Source organism: Nonlabens xiamenensis, from assembly GCF_003865345.1.
Lineage (GTDB): Bacteria > Bacteroidota > Bacteroidia > Flavobacteriales > Flavobacteriaceae > Nonlabens > Nonlabens xiamenensis.
This window is the reverse complement of the sequence record NZ_RMVE01000007.1, coordinates 47,507-67,373: the sequence shown is the minus strand read 5'-3', so window position 1 is coordinate 67,373 and position 19,867 is coordinate 47,507. Positions and strand designations below refer to the sequence as shown.

Below are 19,867 nucleotides of genomic sequence, written 5' to 3'. Positions count from 1 at the left end.
GTCTTTTCAATAAAGTGATTTCCTAACTTTTTGTTAAGTTCCTTACCGGTGTAGACTTGCGAGCCTATCATTGCGTTAGTAGTCATATCAACCAACTATTCCAATTATTTATGAGATTATGGATCGCCGTCATCACTACGATGGCCCTAACCTTTACTTGCCCAGCTCAGCAATTCAATATTACCGGAACTGTTCAAGACTCTTTAAGCCGAGAAAAATTACAAAGCGCCACCGTTTTCTTAGAAAGTGTGAGTGATTCCACCTTAATCACCTACAGCATCACAGACGCAGATGGGAAGTTTAATCTGACAGGAAATACGGGATATGAGCAGGTTAATTTTTACACTTCATATCAAGGTTATCAGGAGTATACCAAAGCGCTGGATTTGAGCCAGGGCAGAGACTTGGACTTGGGTGTTCTATCTTTAAATAGCAATATTGAAGCCCTTGATGGAGTAACTGTAGTCGCTCGAAAAGCACCTGTTACAATCAAGCAGGACACCTTAGAGTTTAATGCCAAGTCATTTAATACAAAAGCGGATGCCACCTTGGAAGATGTGATCAGTGAGTTGCCTGGGGTCGAAGTAGACAAGGATGGTCAGATTACCGTCAATGGAAAAGAAGTGTCTAAAATTTTGGTGAATGGGAAAGAGTTTTTTGGAGATGATCCAAAAATCGCTCTGAAAAATCTGCCGAAAGAAATTATTGATAAAATCCAAGTTACTGAATCAAAGACTGACGCCCAAAAAGCTACCGGGGAAGATGGAGATGCCAATGTGAGTGAGATCAATATTACCATCGACGAGGACAAAAATAAAGGCTGGTTTTCCAGACTGACATTAGGGGGAGGAACGGATGACCGGTACTCAATGAGCGGAATTGCCAACTATTTCAATAAAGATTTTAAAGTCAGTGTGCTGGGCAGCAGTAACAATATAAATAGCCCAGGTTTTAGTTTTGATGAGATCTATGATGCCATGGGTAGTAGTGCTTATTCTGTCAGCCGCAGTAGTAACGGTAGTTTTGGCATCAATGGGGTCAACTTTGGTGGTGGAGGTGGAGGAATAACTTCCAGTAAAAGCGGTGGGGTCAATCTTTCCAATGATTGGGGAGAAGTTGTAGAAATGCAATTGAATTACTTCTACGGAGGCAACAACACTGTCTCTGCCAGAGAATCCAGGCGAACTACTTTTCTGCCGGATCGTAGCTTTAATACCAATTCAACTTCCAATGGAAAAACTGATGGGATGTCGCATCGCATAAGTGGTAGGCTGGAAGTAAAGCCTGACACATTAACCAGCATTTCCATACGTCCTAATATCAACCTGTCTGATCGTGTCAATTCGAGTTCATCCAATGCAACAGCAACTGCGTCTGATGGTTCAATAATAAATACAGCGACCACGTCTAGAAATTCTGATGCCTCAGATAACAGCGCAACAATAAATCTTAACTTTTCCAGACGCACTAAGGAAAAAGGCACCTATTATGGGGTATATGGTAATCTGAATCGCAGTATTAACGAATCTTCTAGTGATTTCAACAGTGTGAGGACGACCTTTGACGACGCAGGGAATCAAGATGATCAGGAAGTCCAAAACCAACTCATCACTGAAAATGGAGAGGGGAACAGTTTGTCCATCACCCCCAATTTTACCAAAAAAATCTCCGAAGTCCTCAGTTTATCTGCCAGTTATAATCTTGAATATGGACAACAGGAAAACATCAGAAGTGTTTTTGATCGGGATGGTACTGGAGGGGAAGTCTTCAACCCCAACTTAAGTAATGATTACCGGATCACGACTTCCCAAAATAGACCTAGTCTCGGGTTGAGGTATAAAAAAGACAAATTAAGGATTAATCTTGACATGGGTATCATCAACCAGGCGTTGGAAAGTGAAGACGCTTTGTTGGACAATAGCTTTGATAAGGAATTTACTGATCCATATATTCGGGCATATGTCAACTACAAATTTGGGAAATTTGGACGTGCATACATCAATTATAGAAACAGTATTGGAGTTCCTGCTGTACGACAATTACAACCTGTGGAAGATCGTACCAATCCGCAAAATATTGTGGTAGGTAATCCTGATCTAGATGCAAGCCAGCGTCATAATATCTACTTTAATTTGAGCAAATACGATTGGGAAAAAGGTTCTGGGTTCTATGCTGGAGGAGGTTTTACCTACACCGATAATAGGGTCGCTGCAATCACCACCACAGATGATAACCTGATCCGAACCACAACCTATAGGAATATTGATGGTATTTATAGTGGCTATATGTATGCCAATTACCGTAAATCTTGGAAAAAAGACGATCGTACCATAGGTTTTAGAGTCGGAATGAACGCTGATGTTAACTTTAATAAGGGATTTTCCAATGGCGTAGCTTATGAATCTGACAGTTACGGATTGTCCCCTGGATTGGATTTTAATTATGAGATCAAGGACATATTTGACCTGGATGTAGAGTTAGGGATCACGCAAAACAGCACCCAGTATTCCATTGGTAGCATTCAGGAACAAGACTTTTTAAATCAGAATGCCGCCATTGACTTGACCACCTATTGGCCAGAAAATGTTATCCTTGGTTTAAGGGGAGAATACAACAAATTTGGTAATGTATCAGATGAGTTTGATAATGACTCATTTGTGCTGATTGGTAGTTTGGGCTATAAATTTGCCAAAGACAAAGCGGTGGTCAAACTCAAGGCCTACGACATACTCAATGAAGTGATTAACACCAGACGTACCATTACAGATGATTTTGTGGCCGATACCAGTAGCCTTGTCCTTCAGCAATATTTTATGCTCAGCTTCACCTATAAATTCTCAAAATTTGGAGGTAAAGACCCCAATAAAGGATAAGGATTTGTTGTCATCCCAAATGCTTTCTTTCTCGGTAAAAAATAACTTCTACCCGCAACCTGTGTTTTAAATGTGACCTTGCTGTGATTGCTTTGTGAATTGGCCTCTATTTCTTTATATCCAAATACAATAGGATATGAAATCTCTAACCATACTGGCGCTCCTGACTTTTCAAATTGCATTTGCCGTACCTGAAGAGTATTATATTAAAAAATATCAGGATGGAAATTTGAAAGAGGAAGGCTGGATTCGTGATGGAGAAAGACATGGCTACTGGAAGTTTTATCAAGACGATCATTTGGTCAGAAAAGGTGCCTTTGAGCGTGGTATTAAAAACGGCTATTGGTTTTTTTATAGTAAAGGGCAATTAGTTGAAGAAGGTCGATACAATCAAGGGGCTAGAGAAGCTTGGTGGATACAATATCAGCCGATAACAAATTCCAAAACTAAAGTTCATTACAAAGAAGGTAAGAAGTCTGGTTTTAGCCTATATTACAAAAACTCCAGTCTCAAACGGGTAACTGAATATGACAACGGCATTAAGTTAGGATCCTGGACCAGTTGGTGGAAATTTAAGTCGGATCATCCAAATTTTCGATTAAATGAACTTAAGGGGAATTCTTACTGAGTATTTTATTTCCCACTCATTCATTATACTTAACTTGCGCCACTTTTTAAACTGCCCTCTTGCTGCATCAGCGTCCTATCATACGTGTTATTATTCCGGCCTATAACGAGCAGGATTCTATCGGTCTAGTGATTGATGCTATTCCTTCCAATGTGCAGGAAATCATTGTAGCCAGTAATAATTCAACGGATGGCACAGTGGCTCGTGCTCGCCAACACGGAGCTACAGTTGTAGAGGAGAGCAGACCAGGGTATGGATATGCCTGCCTCAAAGGCTTGGCTTATGTGAAGGCTTTAAAGGAAGAAACAGATATCATCGTTTTTTTAGATGGCGATTTCAGTGATTACCCAGAGGAATTGGAAAAATTAGTCCACCCTATTCTTGAGGAAAATATAGATTTGGTGGTAGGAGCAAGGGATGCCGCTTTGCGCGAAAAGGGATCCATGACCCGTCCTCAGATTTTTGGAAACTGGCTAGCGACAACCTTAATGCGATGGTTTTTTAATTCTAAGTTTACGGATTTGGGACCTTTCCGTGCCATCAAATACGAGCGCCTGCTAGAATTAGATATGCAGGATAAAACCTATGGTTGGACGGTAGAAATGCAGCTCAAGGTGCTGAAAAAATCAATGGCCTATAAAGAGGTGCCTGTGAGATATCGGAATAGAATAGGTGTCTCTAAAGTGTCAGGAACACTCAAAGGTGCTATCTTTGCTGGCGTTAAAATTTTAACTTGGATTTTTAAATACGGTTTTAAAAAATGATTTTAGAGTGGATATGTATAACTGTATATTCAGTAGCATTATTGCTGATCTTATTTTATGCTTTTGCCCAACTCAATTTGTTGTTTAACTACCTGAGTGCGCAAAAAAAGGTAACTGATGCGCCAACTTTTGATCTTGATCAAGTCAATCAGGTTCCGTATGTCACTATTCAACTGCCTGTTTTCAACGAGGCTTATGTAATGGACCGCTTGCTGGATAATATCGCACTGATGGATTATCCACAAGATCGACTGGAGATTCAAGTATTAGACGACTCTACTGATGAAACCCTCATCTCGACCAAGGAGCATGTCACCAGATTGGCCGCCGCTGGATTGAACATTACGCATATCACGCGGACCAACCGCAGTGGTTTTAAAGCCGGTGCCTTAAAAGAAGGTCTGAAGATTGCCAAAGGTGAGTTTATAGCCATATTTGATGCTGACTTTCTGCCTGCTCCGGACTGGCTCAAGAAAACCGTGATCTATTTCAAAGACCCCTCTATTGGAGTCGTTCAAACCAGATGGTCTCACCTGAATCGAGATTTTTCTATTCTAACCCAAATCCAGGCCTTTGCTTTGGATGCCCATTTTACGTTGGAACAAGTGGGCCGTAATTCAAAAGGTCATTTTATCAATTTTAATGGGACTGCTGGAATCTGGCGTAAAGAAACCATTATTGATGCTGGAAACTGGGAGGGAGACACGCTTACCGAAGACCTTGACCTCAGTTACCGCGCCCAGCTGAAAAACTGGAAATTCAAATACCTGGAAGATGTTACCACGCCAGCAGAATTACCCATCGTGATCAGTGCTGCCCGTTCCCAACAGTTTCGCTGGAATAAAGGAGGGGCAGAAAATTTCAGGAAAATGTTTAAAAGGGTAGTAAGCTCCAAACTGTCTTTCAAATCCAAAGTGCATGGTATCCTACATTTATTGAACAGTACCATGTTTCTCAATGTCCTTATTGTTGGTGTTTTAAGCATACCTATGCTCTACATTAAAAATGAATACGGTCATTTAAGGGAATACTTCATTGTCATGAGCTTTTTTGTCATCAGCACCATCATTTTTTTTGTTTGCTACTGGTACATGTACAAAAACACCTACGGCGGCGGATTCAAAAATTTTATTTCCTATATCGGGATGTTTTTTACCTTTTTCTCTATCGCAATGGGCTTTTCTTTTCACAATTCTATCGCAGTCATTGAAGGACATTTGGGAAAACGCAGCGAATTCGTACGTACGCCCAAGTTTAACCTGGCCGCAGTGGGAGGCAACTGGAAAGCCAATAAATACCTGCGCCGGAAACTGAGTCCGCATGTGGTGATCGAGGGGGTCTTGATGTTGTATTTTGCCTTTGGAATGTACTCAGCTTTCATTGTGGGTGACCAGGGTGGAGACTTTGGTTTATTTCCTTTCCACTTAATGCTCTTTTTAGGTTTTGGTTTTGTTTTTTTCCGCAGTTTAACCGATAAGCAATGATCAACGCCAAGCTGGGAAATATCTATGGTATTCTCGGTTTGCTTAGCGTATTGGCTTATGTGTTTTTTTTCTCGCTTTCGCGAAAGCAGTTTACCCAAATCTCCCTACTTTATCTCGGCCTTTTTCTCCTATTCGGTGGATTGTATATCGTTATCTCTCGTGCAGCCAGATCGGATATTAAATTGCTTCCTGTAATTTTTACTCAGGTATTCAAGCTCCATTCAACTTCCCTGGCCATTTTAGTGATCGGTTTGATTTGCCGACTCGCGTTATTGAACCAAACACCCAATCTTTCCCAAGACTTCTTCAGATTTATATGGGATGGTCATCAACTGATCAATGGCTACAACCCGTATTTGTACCTGCCCGATGAGGTTCTACTTACTGGTGCACAACATATACCAAATGCCTCTTTTCTACACGCCAAAATGGGAGCGCTTTCTGCAGGGAATTACACGAATTATCCACCTTTGAACCAACTTTGTTTTGGCCTGGCGGCATGGTGGGGAGGGGATAGCATCCAAGCCACTATGATCTGGATGCGATTGATGATCATCTCGGCCGACATAGGTGTCTTTTTCGTTGGGGTCAAGTTACTGCAATGGCTCAACAAGCCTCCCTATCTTATCCTGTTATACTTTTTAAATCCATTTGTGATCATCGAACTCACCGGTAACTTACATTGGGAAGGTGTTATGGCGTTTTTAATGTTGCTAGCAGTCTATTGGCTATTTGTGGCAAAAACTTGGAAAAGCGCGATTGCCATGGGAGCAGGCGTAATCATCAAATTATTGCCACTGATTGCCCTACCATTGGTGATGAGAAAGTTGAATTTCAAAAAAGCCTTCTTCTACTACAGCTTGGTGGGCATCATCGTTTTGGCTGCGTTTATACCCTTCTTCTCTGCTGAGGTTATCCAACATTATTCGAGTTCAGTAGGGCTTTGGTTTGGAAATTTTGAGTTCAACGCCAGTTTGTACTATATGATCAGGTGGATAGGGTTTCAAACGGCAGGTTATAACATCATCGGTACCGTTGGAAAGGTTTTACCTGTAGTAACACTAATTTGCGTTTTAGGGTTGACCTTTTTAAGAAATAATAGCCGTCCAGACCTCTGGATATCTAGTCTTCTTTTTAGCTATGTTATCTATCTGCTATGTTCCACTACCGTACATCCATGGTATCTAACCATTCCATTGCTTTTCAGCATATTTACCAGATTTCGGTTTATGCTGGTATGGAGCCTGCTCGTATTCTTAAGTTATCAGGCCTATTCACATCCAGACTACAAGGAAAATTTGCTTCTGATTGCAGTGGAATACCTGATTACCCTAAGCGTATTAATAATAGAAATCTACAAGGGTAGAAATGGGGTAAAGGAGCTAGGTTAAGTATTCCCTATATCAATCCAGCAGAAGATATAATGACAGAACTGCTTAAATACATTAGCCAAAAGATATGGTTGGGTGACTGTTGGTGCTGAGATAGTGGATGTCTGATAATTTAGAATAGCATCGTATGACTATATTTACGAGACCCTAAACCACTGACCATGAAACAAATCATCATTTTTCTCCTGCTCGTCATTTTGGGTTTTATCGTTTATGACTTTTATGGGGACTGGAGGCGATTTCACCCTTCTGTTGCGGCCTACAAAAAGAGCAATAAGATAGATGTCAACTATCATGACTCGCAAACGCTACGTGATTATTACAAGGCTGTTGCTGCTTTGGACAATTTTGTACAGCTGCAATGGACGGCTCACGATATTGACCTGCGCTATCCAGAATCAGATGACGATATGACCTGGGTAAGTTTGGAAGAATATGCAGACCTTCAAGCCACGGTCGCTTATTATGAGCGAAAACTAGAACAGTCGGCACAATGGAAAGCGCAGGGATGGGACAATGAGCGTATCCGCAACAAGGAATTAGGTATCTCACAACCTCTACCTACCGACCATCAAAAAAGGTTATTATTGCTCCAACAAATGCTGAAAGATAAGCCGTCTGCCAGCCTTGAGGCCGGCGATCGAGGTCCGCTTGTCTTTGAAGCTCAGCGATTGCTGGTTCAGTCAGGTCAGGAAATTCCGGTAGATGGGGTTTATAGCCGTATTACCTCAGAGGCCGTACAAGCATTTGAAGAACAAAATAATTTGTATCCTGACGGCCAATTGGATGTACTTACTTTTTCCCAATTAATTAAAAATCAACCTTGATTTAGCTAGTTTTTGGTGGGTAAGAAAAAGGGAAAAGATAGTTGGAAAGTCAAATTGCCGTTGAACTTATCAACGCTTTCTTTTTGGGTAAACCTCATACAAATCCGTCCTTCTGTCCTTGAGATTTTTGACCGCGCCGTAATTGTGCAATTCTTTTAAAAGATCCAAGTCCACATCAGCCAACAGTATCATTTCAGTATTGGCCGTAGCCTCAGCTTTTATACCATTGGAAGGAAAGGCAAAGTCACAGGGCGTAAATACCGCACTCTGCGCATAAGAGATATCCATATTTTCTACCGCAGGCAGATTACCTACGCTTCCTGCGATAGCGACATAACACTCATTCTCTACGGCTCTGGCCTGGCAACATAGTTTTACCCGGGCAAAAGCATTTTGGGTGTCTGTCAGGAAGGGCACAAAAAGGATTTGCATACCATCCTCGGCCATAATTCGGCTCAATTCTGGAAATTCACTGTCATAACAAATTAGGATACCGATTTTACCACAATCCGTGTCAAAAGTTTGGATCAGGTTACCTCCCTGTAAACCCCATAGCTTTTCCTCGTCTGGAGTGACGTGGATTTTTTCGTATCGCTCGATGCTTCCATTACGTCTACACAAATTTCCGACATTGAACAACTGACCATCGATTACTTCAGGCATGCTGCCGGTAATGATATTGATGTTGTATTTGATCGCCAATTCAGAAAACCTATCCCTGATCATGGTGGTATACTTGGAGAGTTCGCGCATGGCTTCACTAACACTTCGATCGTTGTAGGCTGCCATTAGGGGCGCATTAAAATATTCTGGGAACAAGGCAAAGTCTGCACGATAGGCAGCCAGCGCATCTACAAAATATTCGACCTGCTGCATCAATTCCTCAAAGCCAGAATAAGGACGCATCTGCCATTGCACCAAGCCTAGGCGTACGGTACTTTTCAGGCTGGTGGTGGTGTTTTCTGTGACTGGTTTGGTGTAATAAATATTGTCCCATTCCATCAGCACGGCGTATTCCTTACTGGCCTCATCGCCATCCAGATAGTTTTTTAAAACGCGGGAGACATGGAAATCGTTGCTCAATTGAAAGTTAAGTACAGGATCCTCGATTTCTTTGGATTTGACTTTCTCAATGTATTGCTTGGGTGTCATTTCTTGGGCGTATCCGTGATACATAGGTATGCGTCCCCCAAAGGCGATCCCACGCAAATTCAGGTTTTCACAAAGCTCTTTTCTGTAGTCGTACAGGCGTCGACCCAATCGTAAACCGCGGTAACCAGGGCGAATAAATATTTCTATGCCATACAGTACATCACCATCCGGATTATGGGTGCTGAACTTATAATTACCGGTAACTTGTTCATAGGTGTAAGGTCCCCTGTAAGCGTCATAAGTCACTATGATGCTCAATGCACAGCCTACAATTTCATCGTTGGCCTTCAGCACGACCTGGCCCTCTGGAAATTTGGTACAGAGCGCTTTAATTTCGGATTTCAACCAATAAGAATCTGGCAATTGCGGATAGGCATCGATCATGGCCGACTTCAAGTCGTCATAGTCCTCAATTTTGAGGAATTCCAGACTTAAGTTCTCCACTTTGGGTACCACAGGTTCGCTCATTGTTATTTCTTCTATTTAGTATTATTTAAAGCCATTAAATAAGATATGGTTCGCTTTCGCGAAAGCGACATCATCCACATGCATCAATCAACAGGTAGCTTTAAGATACAATATCTCTGGTCATGACCATTAGTCAACCTCTACCGCAAGTCGAATTATACAACTCAACAATCTCTCTTAGATCTTCTTTTTTTAACTCCCGTTCCTGTAATTGCTCGACCAATACAGGACAATCATCAAAATATTCTGAAGCCCTATTTTTGAAGCCTTTAAAAAGACTCACCTGGTTGATAATTTGTGCCTCCTGACCAGGTCTAGCAACATATAATTCGTTGTGGGAATGCCAGGTTGGAATGAATACTGGGAGAGCAGCCGATCCTGTCATGCCAAAGGCCATATTACCACTCTGTTGTACAACCGTTCTCCCGTAAAGACTAACTTCTCCCTGCACAACCTCCTGCATAAACACCAGCAGGTCTTTTTTATTTCTCTTTTTTAGTAATACAGGTAGATAGATATCCTGTCTGGTTTTTTTGACTTTTTTACCATCTACTTTTTCTTTGTAGTGGACGGTAAATAGGATTTGTTTTACCTCGTGGACCCTATACTTCTGCTTTTTGTCTCCAGATTCTTTTCTGAATTTCAATTTTTCAGTCCAAATGTAAAGCCTGCTCCGTTCAGCGGTATTTTGGCTTCGCCTGTAAGGGTTTTTCCATTGTTTAAGGTCACCACGGCTTCGGTCCAGCGATATTGTCCCCAACTTATAAAGGGTATAAGTAGCAGGCTTAAAAAAAGAATTTTTTTCATCGGTTACATTTTTAACAGATAGGCAAAAATCAATGGTGCCACGATGGTTGCATCGCTTTCTACGATAAATTTTGGCGTATTTTGATCCAATTTCCCCCAGGTGATCTTCTCGTTGGGAACTGCACCAGAGTAGCTTCCATAACTGGTGGTTGAATCAGATATTTGACAGAAATAGCTCCAAAAAGGGGTGTCTGTACGCTCCATATCTTGATACAGCATAGGAACTACACAGATCGGGAAATCTCCTGCGATACCGCCACCGATTTGAAAGAAACCAATCCCTTTTTCACTGTTCTCGGTGTACCAATCGGCCAGGAAGGTCATGTACTCAATACCGCTCTTGACAGTACTGGCCTTCAATTCGCCTTTTAATACATAGCTGGCAAAAATATTACCCATCGTGCTGTCTTCCCATCCAGGGACGACTATAGGCAGATTGGCCTTGGCTGCAGCATACATCCAGGAATTCTCAATGGGGATTTCATAATATTCCTCCAACACACCACTTAATAAAAGTTGGTACATATACTCATGTGGGAAGTATCGCTCGCCTTTTTCTTCAGCCTGTTTCCAAAGTTTAAAGATATGTTCCTGCAATCTGCGGAAAGCCTCTTCTTCTGGAATACAAGTATCGGTTACACGATTAAGACCTTTTTCCAATAGTTCCCATTCATCTTGTGGGGTCAGGTCCCGGTAATTGGGCACCCGTTTATAATGACTATGGGCAACAAGGTTCATCAGATCTTCTTCTAGATTAGCGCCCGTACAGGAGATGATGTGGACCTTGTCCTGTCTGATCATCTCGCCAAAAATCTTACCGATCTCTGCCGTACTCATGGCGCCAGCCAGGGATACCAGCATTTTAGCGCCTTGGTTAAGTTGATCGTCATAGCCCTTGGCAGCATCTACCAGTGCGGCACTATTAAAATGCAAAAAGTATTTTTCTATAAATTCCGTGATCGGTTGACCCATATTTTTAATTTTAATCTTCTGTGATATTTTTCATTTTCTTCAATCCCGCTTTCGCGAAAGTATTCTCTGCATCATAGCCTTCCTCTCCCTCTAGAGCAATGTTTTGAAATTTATAACTCAGCATTTTGTAGTAAAGTTTGGCTGCCAGGAAATCAGAGGATTTTTCATTAGGATTCGGACATAATTCTACAATGTCAAAGCCTACCACATTTTTCTCTTCAAACACGCGTTTCAGGAAGTCCAGCGTCTCATACCAAAACAATCCGCCTGGTTCAGGAGTTCCTGTACTGGGACAGATGGAAGGGTCAAAAGCGTCCAGGTCAATCGTGATAAAAACATTTTCTCCCAAGGCTTCTGTGGCATTTTCTTGCCAGTAGTCGTCCTGGACCATCTCGTGGGCAAAAAACATTTTTTCAGGATCATTTACGCCCAGTTCGATGCTGTCCATGGAACGCAGGCCTACTTGTACTAAATTGGTATGTTGACTGGCTTCATAAACGGCGCAGGCATGATTGCAATTGCTACCTTCATATTCCTTACGCAGATCAGCATGGGCGTCAATTTGCAATACACTCAGGTTTTCATACATCTCGTTAAAGGCCCTGATCGACCCTATGGAAACGGAATGCTCACCACCAAAAAGGGTTACAAACTTGTTTTTCTTGATGTATTTTTTAGTCGCTTGATGTACGGCCTCAACCATGGCTTCTGGCGAACTATTCTCAGTGACCGGGTCTGCCAGGAACACACCGTGATGATACACCTCTGAATCGGTTTCTATATCATAAAGTTCCATGTTCCGACTTGCATCCAGAAAGGCTTCTGGGCCTTTATCAGCTCCTTTTTGCCAGGTGCTGGTTCCGTCATAAGGCACCGGGATTAACACGATGGACGCAAGGTCCAATCCTGCATACTGATCATCTATGCCTGCATAATTATTGTTGTTCATGGTGATAAAAGTAATTAAACCTATTTATTGATAGCCCAGTATCTGTAGCATTTGCTCACTGGATTGTTGTTCTCTAAAGAGTCTAGTCTTGATATTACCGTTTTCGTCCCGATCGATCAGGACATGTTGTGGAGCAGGAATCAGACAGTGTTGTATGCCGCCATACCCGCCTATACTTTCTTGATAAGCTCCTGTATTAAAAAAACCTATGTACAAGGGTTTGTCCTTGTGGTATTTGGGTAGATAAATGGCATTTACATTCTGCTCACTGTTGTAATAATCATCACTGTCACAAGTAAGTCCGCCCAATAAAACACGTTCATATTCATCCTTCCAGCGATTCAGTGCGAGTAATATAAATCGCTTACTGATCGCCCAAGAGTCAGGAAGAGTGGTGATAAACGAACTGTTGATCATGTTCCATTTTTCTCGATCATTCTGTTGCTTTTGGTACAATACCTTATAAATGGCTCCCCCGCTTTCACCAACTGTGAATGAACCAAATTCAGTGAAGATATGTGGTACGTCTACACCAGCTTCATCACAAACCATTTTGATTTGATGGATGATTTCATGAACCATGTACTCATAATCAAAATCAAACACCAGCGAATTCTTGATCGGAAAACCTCCTCCTATATTCAGGCTATCCAGCGTGGGACAGATCTTTTTTAGACTCACATATACCTTTAAGCACTTGTGTAGTTCATTCCAATAATAAGCGTTATCTCTTATTCCCGTATTGATGAAGAAGTGCAGCATCTTAAGGTCCACTTGCGAGTTTTCCTCAATCTGTGCTTTATAAAAATTCAGTATGTTCTTATAACCGATACCTAGCCTACTCGTATAAAACTCAAATTTGGGTTCTTCTTCGCTAGCGATGCGTATCCCAGCATTGAATTTTTTGTCTGTGGCCTCAGTAAGCAGGTCCAATTCCTCGTAGTTGTCAATGATAGGGATACAATTCTGTCCCGAATCAATAAGTCGAGCAATATTTTGAATGTATTGGTCCCTTTTGAACCCATTGCAGATCACAAAGGTGTCGTTTTTAATTTTACCTTCTGCTTTCAGCTTGTTGACGATATGTATATCAAAAGCACTACTGGTCTCAATATGTATATCGTTTTTAAGCACCTCATCCATGACGTGCTTGAAGTGCGAACTCTTGGTGCAGTAGCAGTAGTGATATTTTGCGCGATAGTCCGCTTTCGCGAAAGCGGAATCAAACCAAGATTTTGCCCTGATGATGTTTTCAGAAATCTTGGGTAGATAGGTAAATTTGAGGGGTGCGCCGTATTCTTCTACCAGAGCCATGAGATCTATATCATGGAAATGCAACTGGTTATTTTCTAACTTAAATTCCTCGGTAGGGAAATAATAAGTCTGATCGATGAGATCGATGTATTTTGTGTTCAATTCAAATATCTTTTAGTCGGAACAGGAATTGTTTTTCCTTCCACTAAATCTGACCAAATGTACTTAAACAAGTGTTAGAGCTACGTTAAAATTTTACTTCCGCATTTTCAGATTGATCACCTCCTGATCGGTCAATTTGCGGTAGTGACCTCTGGGAAGGTCTTTTTTAGTCAAGTCGGCCAGCATTACGCGATCTAGAATTTTGATCTCATAACCTATACTTTCAAAGATTCGAGGTACAATATTGTCTTTGCCGCTGAATAGTTCTATTCCAATCTCATTGTTGCGTCCGTTTTCTACATAATTGACTTCCTTGATATTGACTTGTTCGCGATCAATGACGATACCTTGACGCAATCGCACCAAATCCTCATGCTTAAAACTGCGGTCCAGTGCCACGTGATACATCTGGCGTAATTCGTGCTTTGGATTGTTGAGTTTGTTGGCCATTTCAAGATCGCTGGTAAACAACATCAGTCCAAGAGAAGCACGAGAGAGGCGGCCTACAAAATGTAAGTTGTTGGGTGAAGCGTTGGCCATCAGGTCCATGACGGTTTTGGAGGCCAATTCCCCTTTTCTCGGAGAGATAAAACCTTTGGGTTTGTTCAATAAGAAATATTCTTTTTTCTTCGGCTCGATGGGACGATTGTCAAAGCGTACTTCATCGCCAGGTTGAACTTTAAAGCCCATTTCTGTCACAGGCTTACCGTTGACGGTCACACTACCTGCCTTGATGTAGATATCGGCATCCCGACGGCTGCACAAACCAGAATTGGCGATGTACTTGTTCAAGCGCATACCGTCGTCCTTTTTTTTCTTTTTAGGACTGGATTCGGCTTTTTTGCGCTCAATGTATTCTTTTTTGGTCACTGGCTTACCGCTGCGGGAAGTACCAATGATCTGGTTTTTTCCACCACGGGTATTGCGTTTTTCGGTAGGGGAATTGCCTCGGGCGCTGGATTTTCCTTTGTGATCCTGGGATCCTGCATTGCGTCTGTTGCCTCCTTTGGCGCCAGCACTACTCTTACCACCACTGCGGCCACTGGGTTTGCTTTTTCCACCTTCCTTACCTCTGCTCATGACTCTCAATTTTTTGCAAAGATAGGATATTGGATGCAGCTGACCGCCTGGTTTTCAGGCAAAGGATGGACAAGAAGTAAAATAAAAATTGAAGGCAAAATGGCCTTAGGAATAAGTTTTAAAAGTCCAAGAGCCGACGGCCTTTACATTCCCGTACGAATGGCCTCTACTGGATCCAATCTCGCCGCCGAAATCGCTGGAATAATTCCAGCCAACAGTCCGATAAGGGCACTTACACTGGTGCCTAATAAGATATTAAACGAACTCAACATAAAAGTAAAATCTTCAGCAATGCTGTTGGCTACCAAAATACCCAGCCAGACAAAAAATAAACCGAAAAAACCACCAAAAACCGCCAGGATAATGCTCTCAAATAAAAATTGGGAAAGAATAAAACGACTCTTGGCGCCCAATGATTTTTGAATACCAATCAGATTGGTACGTTCCTTAACGCTCACAAACATTATATTGGCGATTCCAAAACCTCCTACCAACATAGAAAATCCAGAAATAATAACACCAATAAAGGTCAAAGTGGAGGTAAGCTGGTCCAGGAAATCGGCAAATCCTTTCAGCGGATTGATAAAAAAGGTACTGATTTCACCAGGTTTTAATCCCCTGTAATTGCGTAAAGTTTGCTCAAATTGTGCAATAAATGCATCCTGATCCACGCCTTTTTTGGGTTTAAGAATAAGAGCAGCCGTACGTAATCTGTTGTTATCTCCAAAAATTCGCCGAGTAAAATTGACGGGCAGATAAGCGCTACCATCTTTGGAGGGTCCAAAGGATCCTGCGCCTTCCTTTTCCAATACGCCGATCACCGTGAATTTATTCCCGTAAAGTCTGACCCTGCGACCGATCGGGTTAAATTCACCGAATAAACTTTTGGCCACCTCACTACCAATCACCACCACATTGCTCCCAGCATTGGATTCTGCCGCATTAAAGAATCTGCCCTGGGCTAATTTTAATTTTTCCAGCTCGTAAAAAGCCTCCGTGCCAGGAATAATATTGACGCCGGTAGCGGTTTTACCTTCAAATTTTATATTTTCTGGTCCAGTGAATTGCGTAAAGGTGATGGCACTTATATCTGGCATACTGCGTTCCAGCATTTGAAACTCCTCGTAAGTAACGTTAGGAAATTTTTCGTATTGATAGGGTTCCAATTCTGTTGGTCCAAAGGAACGGTTAAGTACATAGATGGTTGAGATGTCCAAACTGCTCAAGCTTTCAGTAATCTTGTTTTCCAGTGAATCTACCGCTGCCAAAACACCTATGATGGCAAAAATTCCTATAGTTACCCCTAATACGGACAAGAATGTCCGCAACAGGTTGGTGCGCAGTGCATTCACGGCAAAAAATAAGCTCTCCTTCAGTACTCGCAGGTATATAAACATAGGTCTTTGCTGATACGGCGATTAAAAATACGGGTTTTTGTCTGCTTGCTAACCATTGGACACTTTTGGCACAAATTTGTTACAGATGACAGACTAAAATCCTACATGGTATATAAATATCAACATGGAATGAGGTCATTTTATGCCATATCCATCTTAGTTCGACAAATCAAAAACTTTGCATCCATGATGTAATAGCGGCTGACAGATCAGGGGAGCAAAAGCAAAAGAATAACGCCATAACATTCGGCAACCTGGTTGAACTTGTGTCCCTGAAATGTGGCAAAGCGCTTAGCGATGCATATCTTTGCAGTAAACCCAAAGGCGTGGAAGAGCAATTTCAACTCAGGGAATCTGTGGATTTCCTAGACCAAATGGAAACCCGATGGCAGGCACCTTCAAACATAGCCCTGGTCAAATATTGGGGTAAACACGGGATGCAACTGCCTGCTAATCCATCGCTCAGCTTCACACTTAAGGAATGTCATACCGTTACCAGCCTAAAAGCCATCAAGGGCGACCACGGTTTCAGTATCAGTTATGACGGTCGCAAAAAACCTGAATTTGCGCCCAAAATCAAAGATTATTTTTTGCGTATCAAAAATTACTGCCCCTGGATCACTCAGTACCAGTTCAAGATCGACACGGTCAACACTTTCCCGCATAGCTCTGGAATTGCCAGTAGTGCGAGTAGTATGGCTGCTCTGAGCGCCTGTATCATGGATTTTGAATCTATGCTTACCGGTACAACTGTCTCGGCAGATAAGACTTCTTTCTTAGCCAGGTTAGGTTCGGGAAGTGCCTGTAGAAGTATTAAGGGAAGCGCTGTACTCTGGGGAAAACATATCAAAACCGTGGACAGCACGGACTTATACGGGGTAGACAAGACCGAATTATTACATCCTGTTTTCCAAAACTTCCAGGATACCATTTTATTAGTGGACAAAGGGGAGAAAGTAGTAAGTTCAAGTGTAGGTCATGATTTAATGAACGGGCACGCTTTCGCGAAAGCGAGATTTGAACAAGCCCATGAAAACCTGGAGATGTTGAAAAATGCACTTCAAGAAGGTGATCTGGATACTTTTATCAGAATTACAGAAAGCGAAGCATTAACCCTGCACGCCATGATGATGACTTCCCATCCGTATTTTATTCTCATGAAACCCAAAACTTTGTCGATTATCGAGCAAGTTTGGGCGTTTAGGAAGGAAACAGGCATTCCCTTATGTTTCACGCTAGATGCGGGAGCTAACGTGCATTTGCTCTACCCACGCGAACATAAAGAGATTGTGGAAGAGTTGATTAACAACAAATTGGCGCAATATTGTCAGAACTCGCAGTATATTTGTGATTATATTGGCACTGGCGCAAGTAAGTGCTAACCCCAACCCTATGAAAGGACCGCTATTTTATTCCAAGATTTTACTGTTCGGTGAGTATGGCATCATCAAGGATTCCAAAGGCTTATCTATCCCTTATAATTTTTACAAAGGAGCACTGAAAATAAGTGACAATCTAAGTAAAGTGCACGCTCAGAGCAATAATAATCTAGAAAGGCTCGCTGGCCATATTGAGCAATTGACCCTAGAAGATCCGTTATTTCCTGCTTTTGACATCCAATCACTCAGAGAAGATGTGAAGGCTGGAATGTATTTTGATTCCAGTATCCCTCAAGGGTATGGCGTGGGAAGCAGCGGTGCGCTGGTAGCTGCCATCTATGATAAATATGCTACAGAGAAAATCACGGTGTTGGAAAATCTGACCCGCGAAAAATTATTGACGCTCAAAGATATTTTTGGGAAAATCGAGAGTTTCTTTCATGGAAAAAGCTCTGGTTTGGACCCATTGAATTCCTATTTGAGCTTGCCTATTCTGATCAATTCCAAAGAAGATATTGAACCTGCCGGAATTCCTTCCCAGCAATTGGATGGAAAAGGCGCGGTATTCCTATTGGATTCTGGAATGGTGGGAGAAACTGCTCCTATGGTGAACATTTTCATGGAAAACATGAAGCAGGAAGGATTTAGATCAATGCTTAAGGATAAGTTTGTCAAATACACCGATATGTGTGTAGAAGATTTCCTAAGCGGAAACGTAAAAGGTCTTTTTGGCAATGTCAAAAAATTAAGCCACGTCGTATTGGACAACTTTAAACCTATGATACCTGCCCAATTCCATGATCTTTGGAAGAAAGGTCTGGATACAGGCGATTACTACCTCAAGTTATGTGGTTCTGGTGGAGGTGGTTACATACTCGGGTTTACCGAGGATATCAAAAAGGCCGAAGAATCCTTGAAAGACTACAAATTAGAAGTTGTTTATTCCTTCTAAGCACTTTAAACTTCTGATCCGCGTTCATCCTTGACCAACCTAGGAAGTGCGTCACAAGCTTAACCTCCAATAATCAATTATTCTGGATAAGGCGATATGATAAGCACCCTTAAATTAGCATGACTCTATAAGCTTATTCTTTGTATTTTTTATAGGCAGCACTTACCGTGGATTGAGCCAATTTGTTTTGTACGGTAAATCGTTTTTCGTAGCCTCTCCTGCGACTTTTTTCAGCATGGTGTTTCCATAAAAAACCACCGGCAAACCATTCTTCATCCCAAATATTATTATACAAACCTTCAAGTAAAATCTGTTGGGCCTGCTCATTAACTGCCCGGTCTTCTCCAGCATTTTTCCATGGTTCCTGACCTGCGTAATCGGCGCTGATATAACCATACTCTGCAAAAAGGATTTTTTTGTTGTGCTTTCGCGAAAGCGATCTCAACTCTTTCTTCCATTTGGACCAGTGTTGGTTGACCGTATCGACTTCAGGTGTTTTCTCACTGCTGATCGGGAAATAGGCATCCACTCCGATATAGTCCAATGCACTCCAAAAGTCAATCTTTTTATAACTGTCCCAATTTCCTGCATAGGTGAGTTTACCCGAATAAACAGCTCTGATCTGTGAGATCAATTCCAGCCAGAATTGAGGACGTTCCCTGGTAAAGGAATCCAGTTCTGTGCCTATACAAAACATACCTACGTTTTTCTCTTCCGCGATTTTGGCAAATCTCAAAATATAATCGGTATAGGATTTTTCCAACACTTGCCACGAGGCCTCATCCTTTAACTGAATATCACCGGTATAGGAACCACGACCTATCCATATTTGTGGTTTGAGCATTACTTCTATGTGCTGCTCGTGCATCAATTCAATGGTCTTACGCACGCCTTCTGGCTTTTCTCCCCACCAGCCTTGGTCTACGCTATAAATGACCTCAGGATTATCAAGACTGCGCATCCAGGCATAGGGCACAATGGCTGCATAATTGGCATGGTAGGCATTGAGCGGCTTGATCCCAGAGTCATCAATTGGGTTCCGCGTGGCGACGAAAGTAATACCATTGATTTTACGGGCCTTGTCCTGGTGGTGTTTAGAGGTGTCTGAATTATTTTGAGAATTACATCCCAAAGTAAAAATAATGAGCGGAAGAAATAAAATGCGCTGTATACTACAAGCCATATGTTGAGGTTGTTGACGATTCAAGGTTATCTTTTTTGACCAAAATTTGGGCTAAATCATTGCCAAATATGCTGATAAACGACCAAAAAACGATCAATGCACCTGGTGTTATTTTGCGAATAGTATTCATTTTATTCCTGTTGGG

Annotated in this window: 17 protein-coding genes; 8 read left to right on the top strand and 9 right to left on the bottom strand. The window is 41.9% G+C overall.

Going from position 1 to position 19,867, the window contains the following annotated elements; genetic code table 11:
* The first annotated feature begins 110 nt into the window (after nt 1-110).
* From EGM47_RS15700 to EGM47_RS15675, 6 genes are all read left to right on the top strand, one after another.
* Nucleotides 111-2,873, top strand: coding sequence for an outer membrane beta-barrel protein (locus tag EGM47_RS15700; protein WP_124981787.1), 2,763 nt, complete (start codon nt 111-113; stop codon nt 2,871-2,873).
* A gap of 136 nt (nt 2,874-3,009) precedes the next feature.
* On the top strand, nt 3,010-3,501 hold the full coding sequence (locus EGM47_RS15695) for a toxin-antitoxin system YwqK family antitoxin (protein WP_124981786.1): 492 nt from the start codon (nt 3,010-3,012) through the stop codon (nt 3,499-3,501).
* A 62-nt stretch (nt 3,502-3,563) separates the two neighbouring features.
* On the top strand, nt 3,564-4,265 hold the full coding sequence (locus EGM47_RS15690; protein WP_124981823.1) for a glycosyltransferase family 2 protein: 702 nt from the start codon (nt 3,564-3,566) through the stop codon (nt 4,263-4,265).
* Nucleotides 4,262-5,749, top strand: a complete 1,488-nt coding sequence (locus tag EGM47_RS15685; protein WP_124981785.1) for a cellulose synthase family protein — start codon at nt 4,262-4,264, stop codon at nt 5,747-5,749. The genes EGM47_RS15690 and EGM47_RS15685 overlap by 4 nt, the downstream gene beginning before the upstream one ends.
* Complete coding sequence (locus tag EGM47_RS15680) at nt 5,746-7,140, top strand: hypothetical protein (RefSeq protein WP_240642496.1); 1,395 nt, start codon at nt 5,746-5,748, stop codon at nt 7,138-7,140. The genes EGM47_RS15685 and EGM47_RS15680 overlap by 4 nt, the downstream gene beginning before the upstream one ends.
* 161 nt (nt 7,141-7,301) lie before the next feature.
* Complete coding sequence (locus EGM47_RS15675) at nt 7,302-7,967, top strand: peptidoglycan-binding domain-containing protein (RefSeq protein ID WP_124981784.1); 666 nt, start codon at nt 7,302-7,304, stop codon at nt 7,965-7,967.
* Between the two features lie 69 nt (nt 7,968-8,036).
* Here the strand turns inward: EGM47_RS15675 and EGM47_RS15670 are convergent, their stop codons facing one another.
* The 8 genes from EGM47_RS15670 to EGM47_RS15640 form a co-directional block, all read right to left on the bottom strand.
* Nucleotides 8,037-9,587 carry a bifunctional GNAT family N-acetyltransferase/carbon-nitrogen hydrolase family protein gene (locus EGM47_RS15670; RefSeq protein WP_124981783.1) on the bottom strand — a complete coding sequence of 517 codons (1,551 nt, stop codon included), beginning with the start codon at nt 9,585-9,587 and terminating at the stop codon, nt 8,037-8,039.
* 133 nt (nt 9,588-9,720) lie between these two features.
* Complete coding sequence (locus tag EGM47_RS15665) at nt 9,721-10,233, bottom strand: hypothetical protein (RefSeq protein WP_124981782.1); 513 nt, start codon at nt 10,231-10,233, stop codon at nt 9,721-9,723.
* The gene (locus EGM47_RS16450; RefSeq protein ID WP_164510932.1) at nt 10,230-10,394 is read right to left on the bottom strand and encodes a hypothetical protein; all 165 of its coding nucleotides are present in this window, start codon (nt 10,392-10,394) and stop codon (nt 10,230-10,232) included. The genes EGM47_RS15665 and EGM47_RS16450 overlap by 4 nt, the downstream gene beginning before the upstream one ends.
* A 3-nt stretch (nt 10,395-10,397) precedes the next feature.
* The gene (locus EGM47_RS15660; RefSeq protein WP_124981781.1) at nt 10,398-11,366 is read right to left on the bottom strand and encodes a deoxyhypusine synthase family protein; all 969 of its coding nucleotides are present in this window, start codon (nt 11,364-11,366) and stop codon (nt 10,398-10,400) included.
* 10 nt (nt 11,367-11,376) lie between these two features.
* Nucleotides 11,377-12,315 (bottom strand): agmatinase, encoded by a 939-nt coding sequence (gene speB / locus EGM47_RS15655; protein WP_124981780.1) that lies wholly within the window; start codon nt 12,313-12,315, stop codon nt 11,377-11,379.
* A 24-nt stretch (nt 12,316-12,339) separates the two neighbouring features.
* Nucleotides 12,340-13,731: a type III PLP-dependent enzyme domain-containing protein gene (locus EGM47_RS15650; protein WP_124981779.1), complete on the bottom strand. Its 1,392-nt coding sequence runs from the start codon at nt 13,729-13,731 to the stop codon at nt 12,340-12,342.
* Between the two features lie 93 nt (nt 13,732-13,824).
* Nucleotides 13,825-14,811 (bottom strand): pseudouridine synthase, encoded by a 987-nt coding sequence (locus tag EGM47_RS15645; RefSeq protein WP_124981778.1) that lies wholly within the window; start codon nt 14,809-14,811, stop codon nt 13,825-13,827.
* Between the two features lie 143 nt (nt 14,812-14,954).
* On the bottom strand, nt 14,955-16,208 hold the full coding sequence (locus EGM47_RS15640; protein ID WP_124981777.1) for an ABC transporter permease: 1,254 nt from the start codon (nt 16,206-16,208) through the stop codon (nt 14,955-14,957).
* A 374-nt stretch (nt 16,209-16,582) separates the two neighbouring features.
* Here EGM47_RS15640 and EGM47_RS15635 point away from each other — a divergent pair, with 374 nt between their 5' ends.
* Together EGM47_RS15635 and EGM47_RS15630 are read left to right on the top strand one after the other, a co-directional pair.
* A complete protein-coding gene (locus EGM47_RS15635; RefSeq protein WP_164510933.1) occupies nt 16,583-17,590 on the top strand; it encodes a diphosphomevalonate/mevalonate 3,5-bisphosphate decarboxylase family protein in 1,008 nt (335 codons plus the stop codon).
* Between the two features lie 10 nt (nt 17,591-17,600).
* Nucleotides 17,601-18,539, top strand: a complete 939-nt coding sequence (locus tag EGM47_RS15630) for a mevalonate kinase family protein (RefSeq protein WP_124981775.1) — start codon at nt 17,601-17,603, stop codon at nt 18,537-18,539.
* Between the two features lie 133 nt (nt 18,540-18,672).
* Here EGM47_RS15630 and EGM47_RS15625 read toward each other — a convergent pair whose 3' ends face one another.
* A complete protein-coding gene (locus EGM47_RS15625; RefSeq protein WP_124981821.1) occupies nt 18,673-19,722 on the bottom strand; it encodes a glycoside hydrolase family 113 in 1,050 nt (349 codons plus the stop codon).
* Between the last annotated feature and the right edge of the window lie 145 nt (nt 19,723-19,867).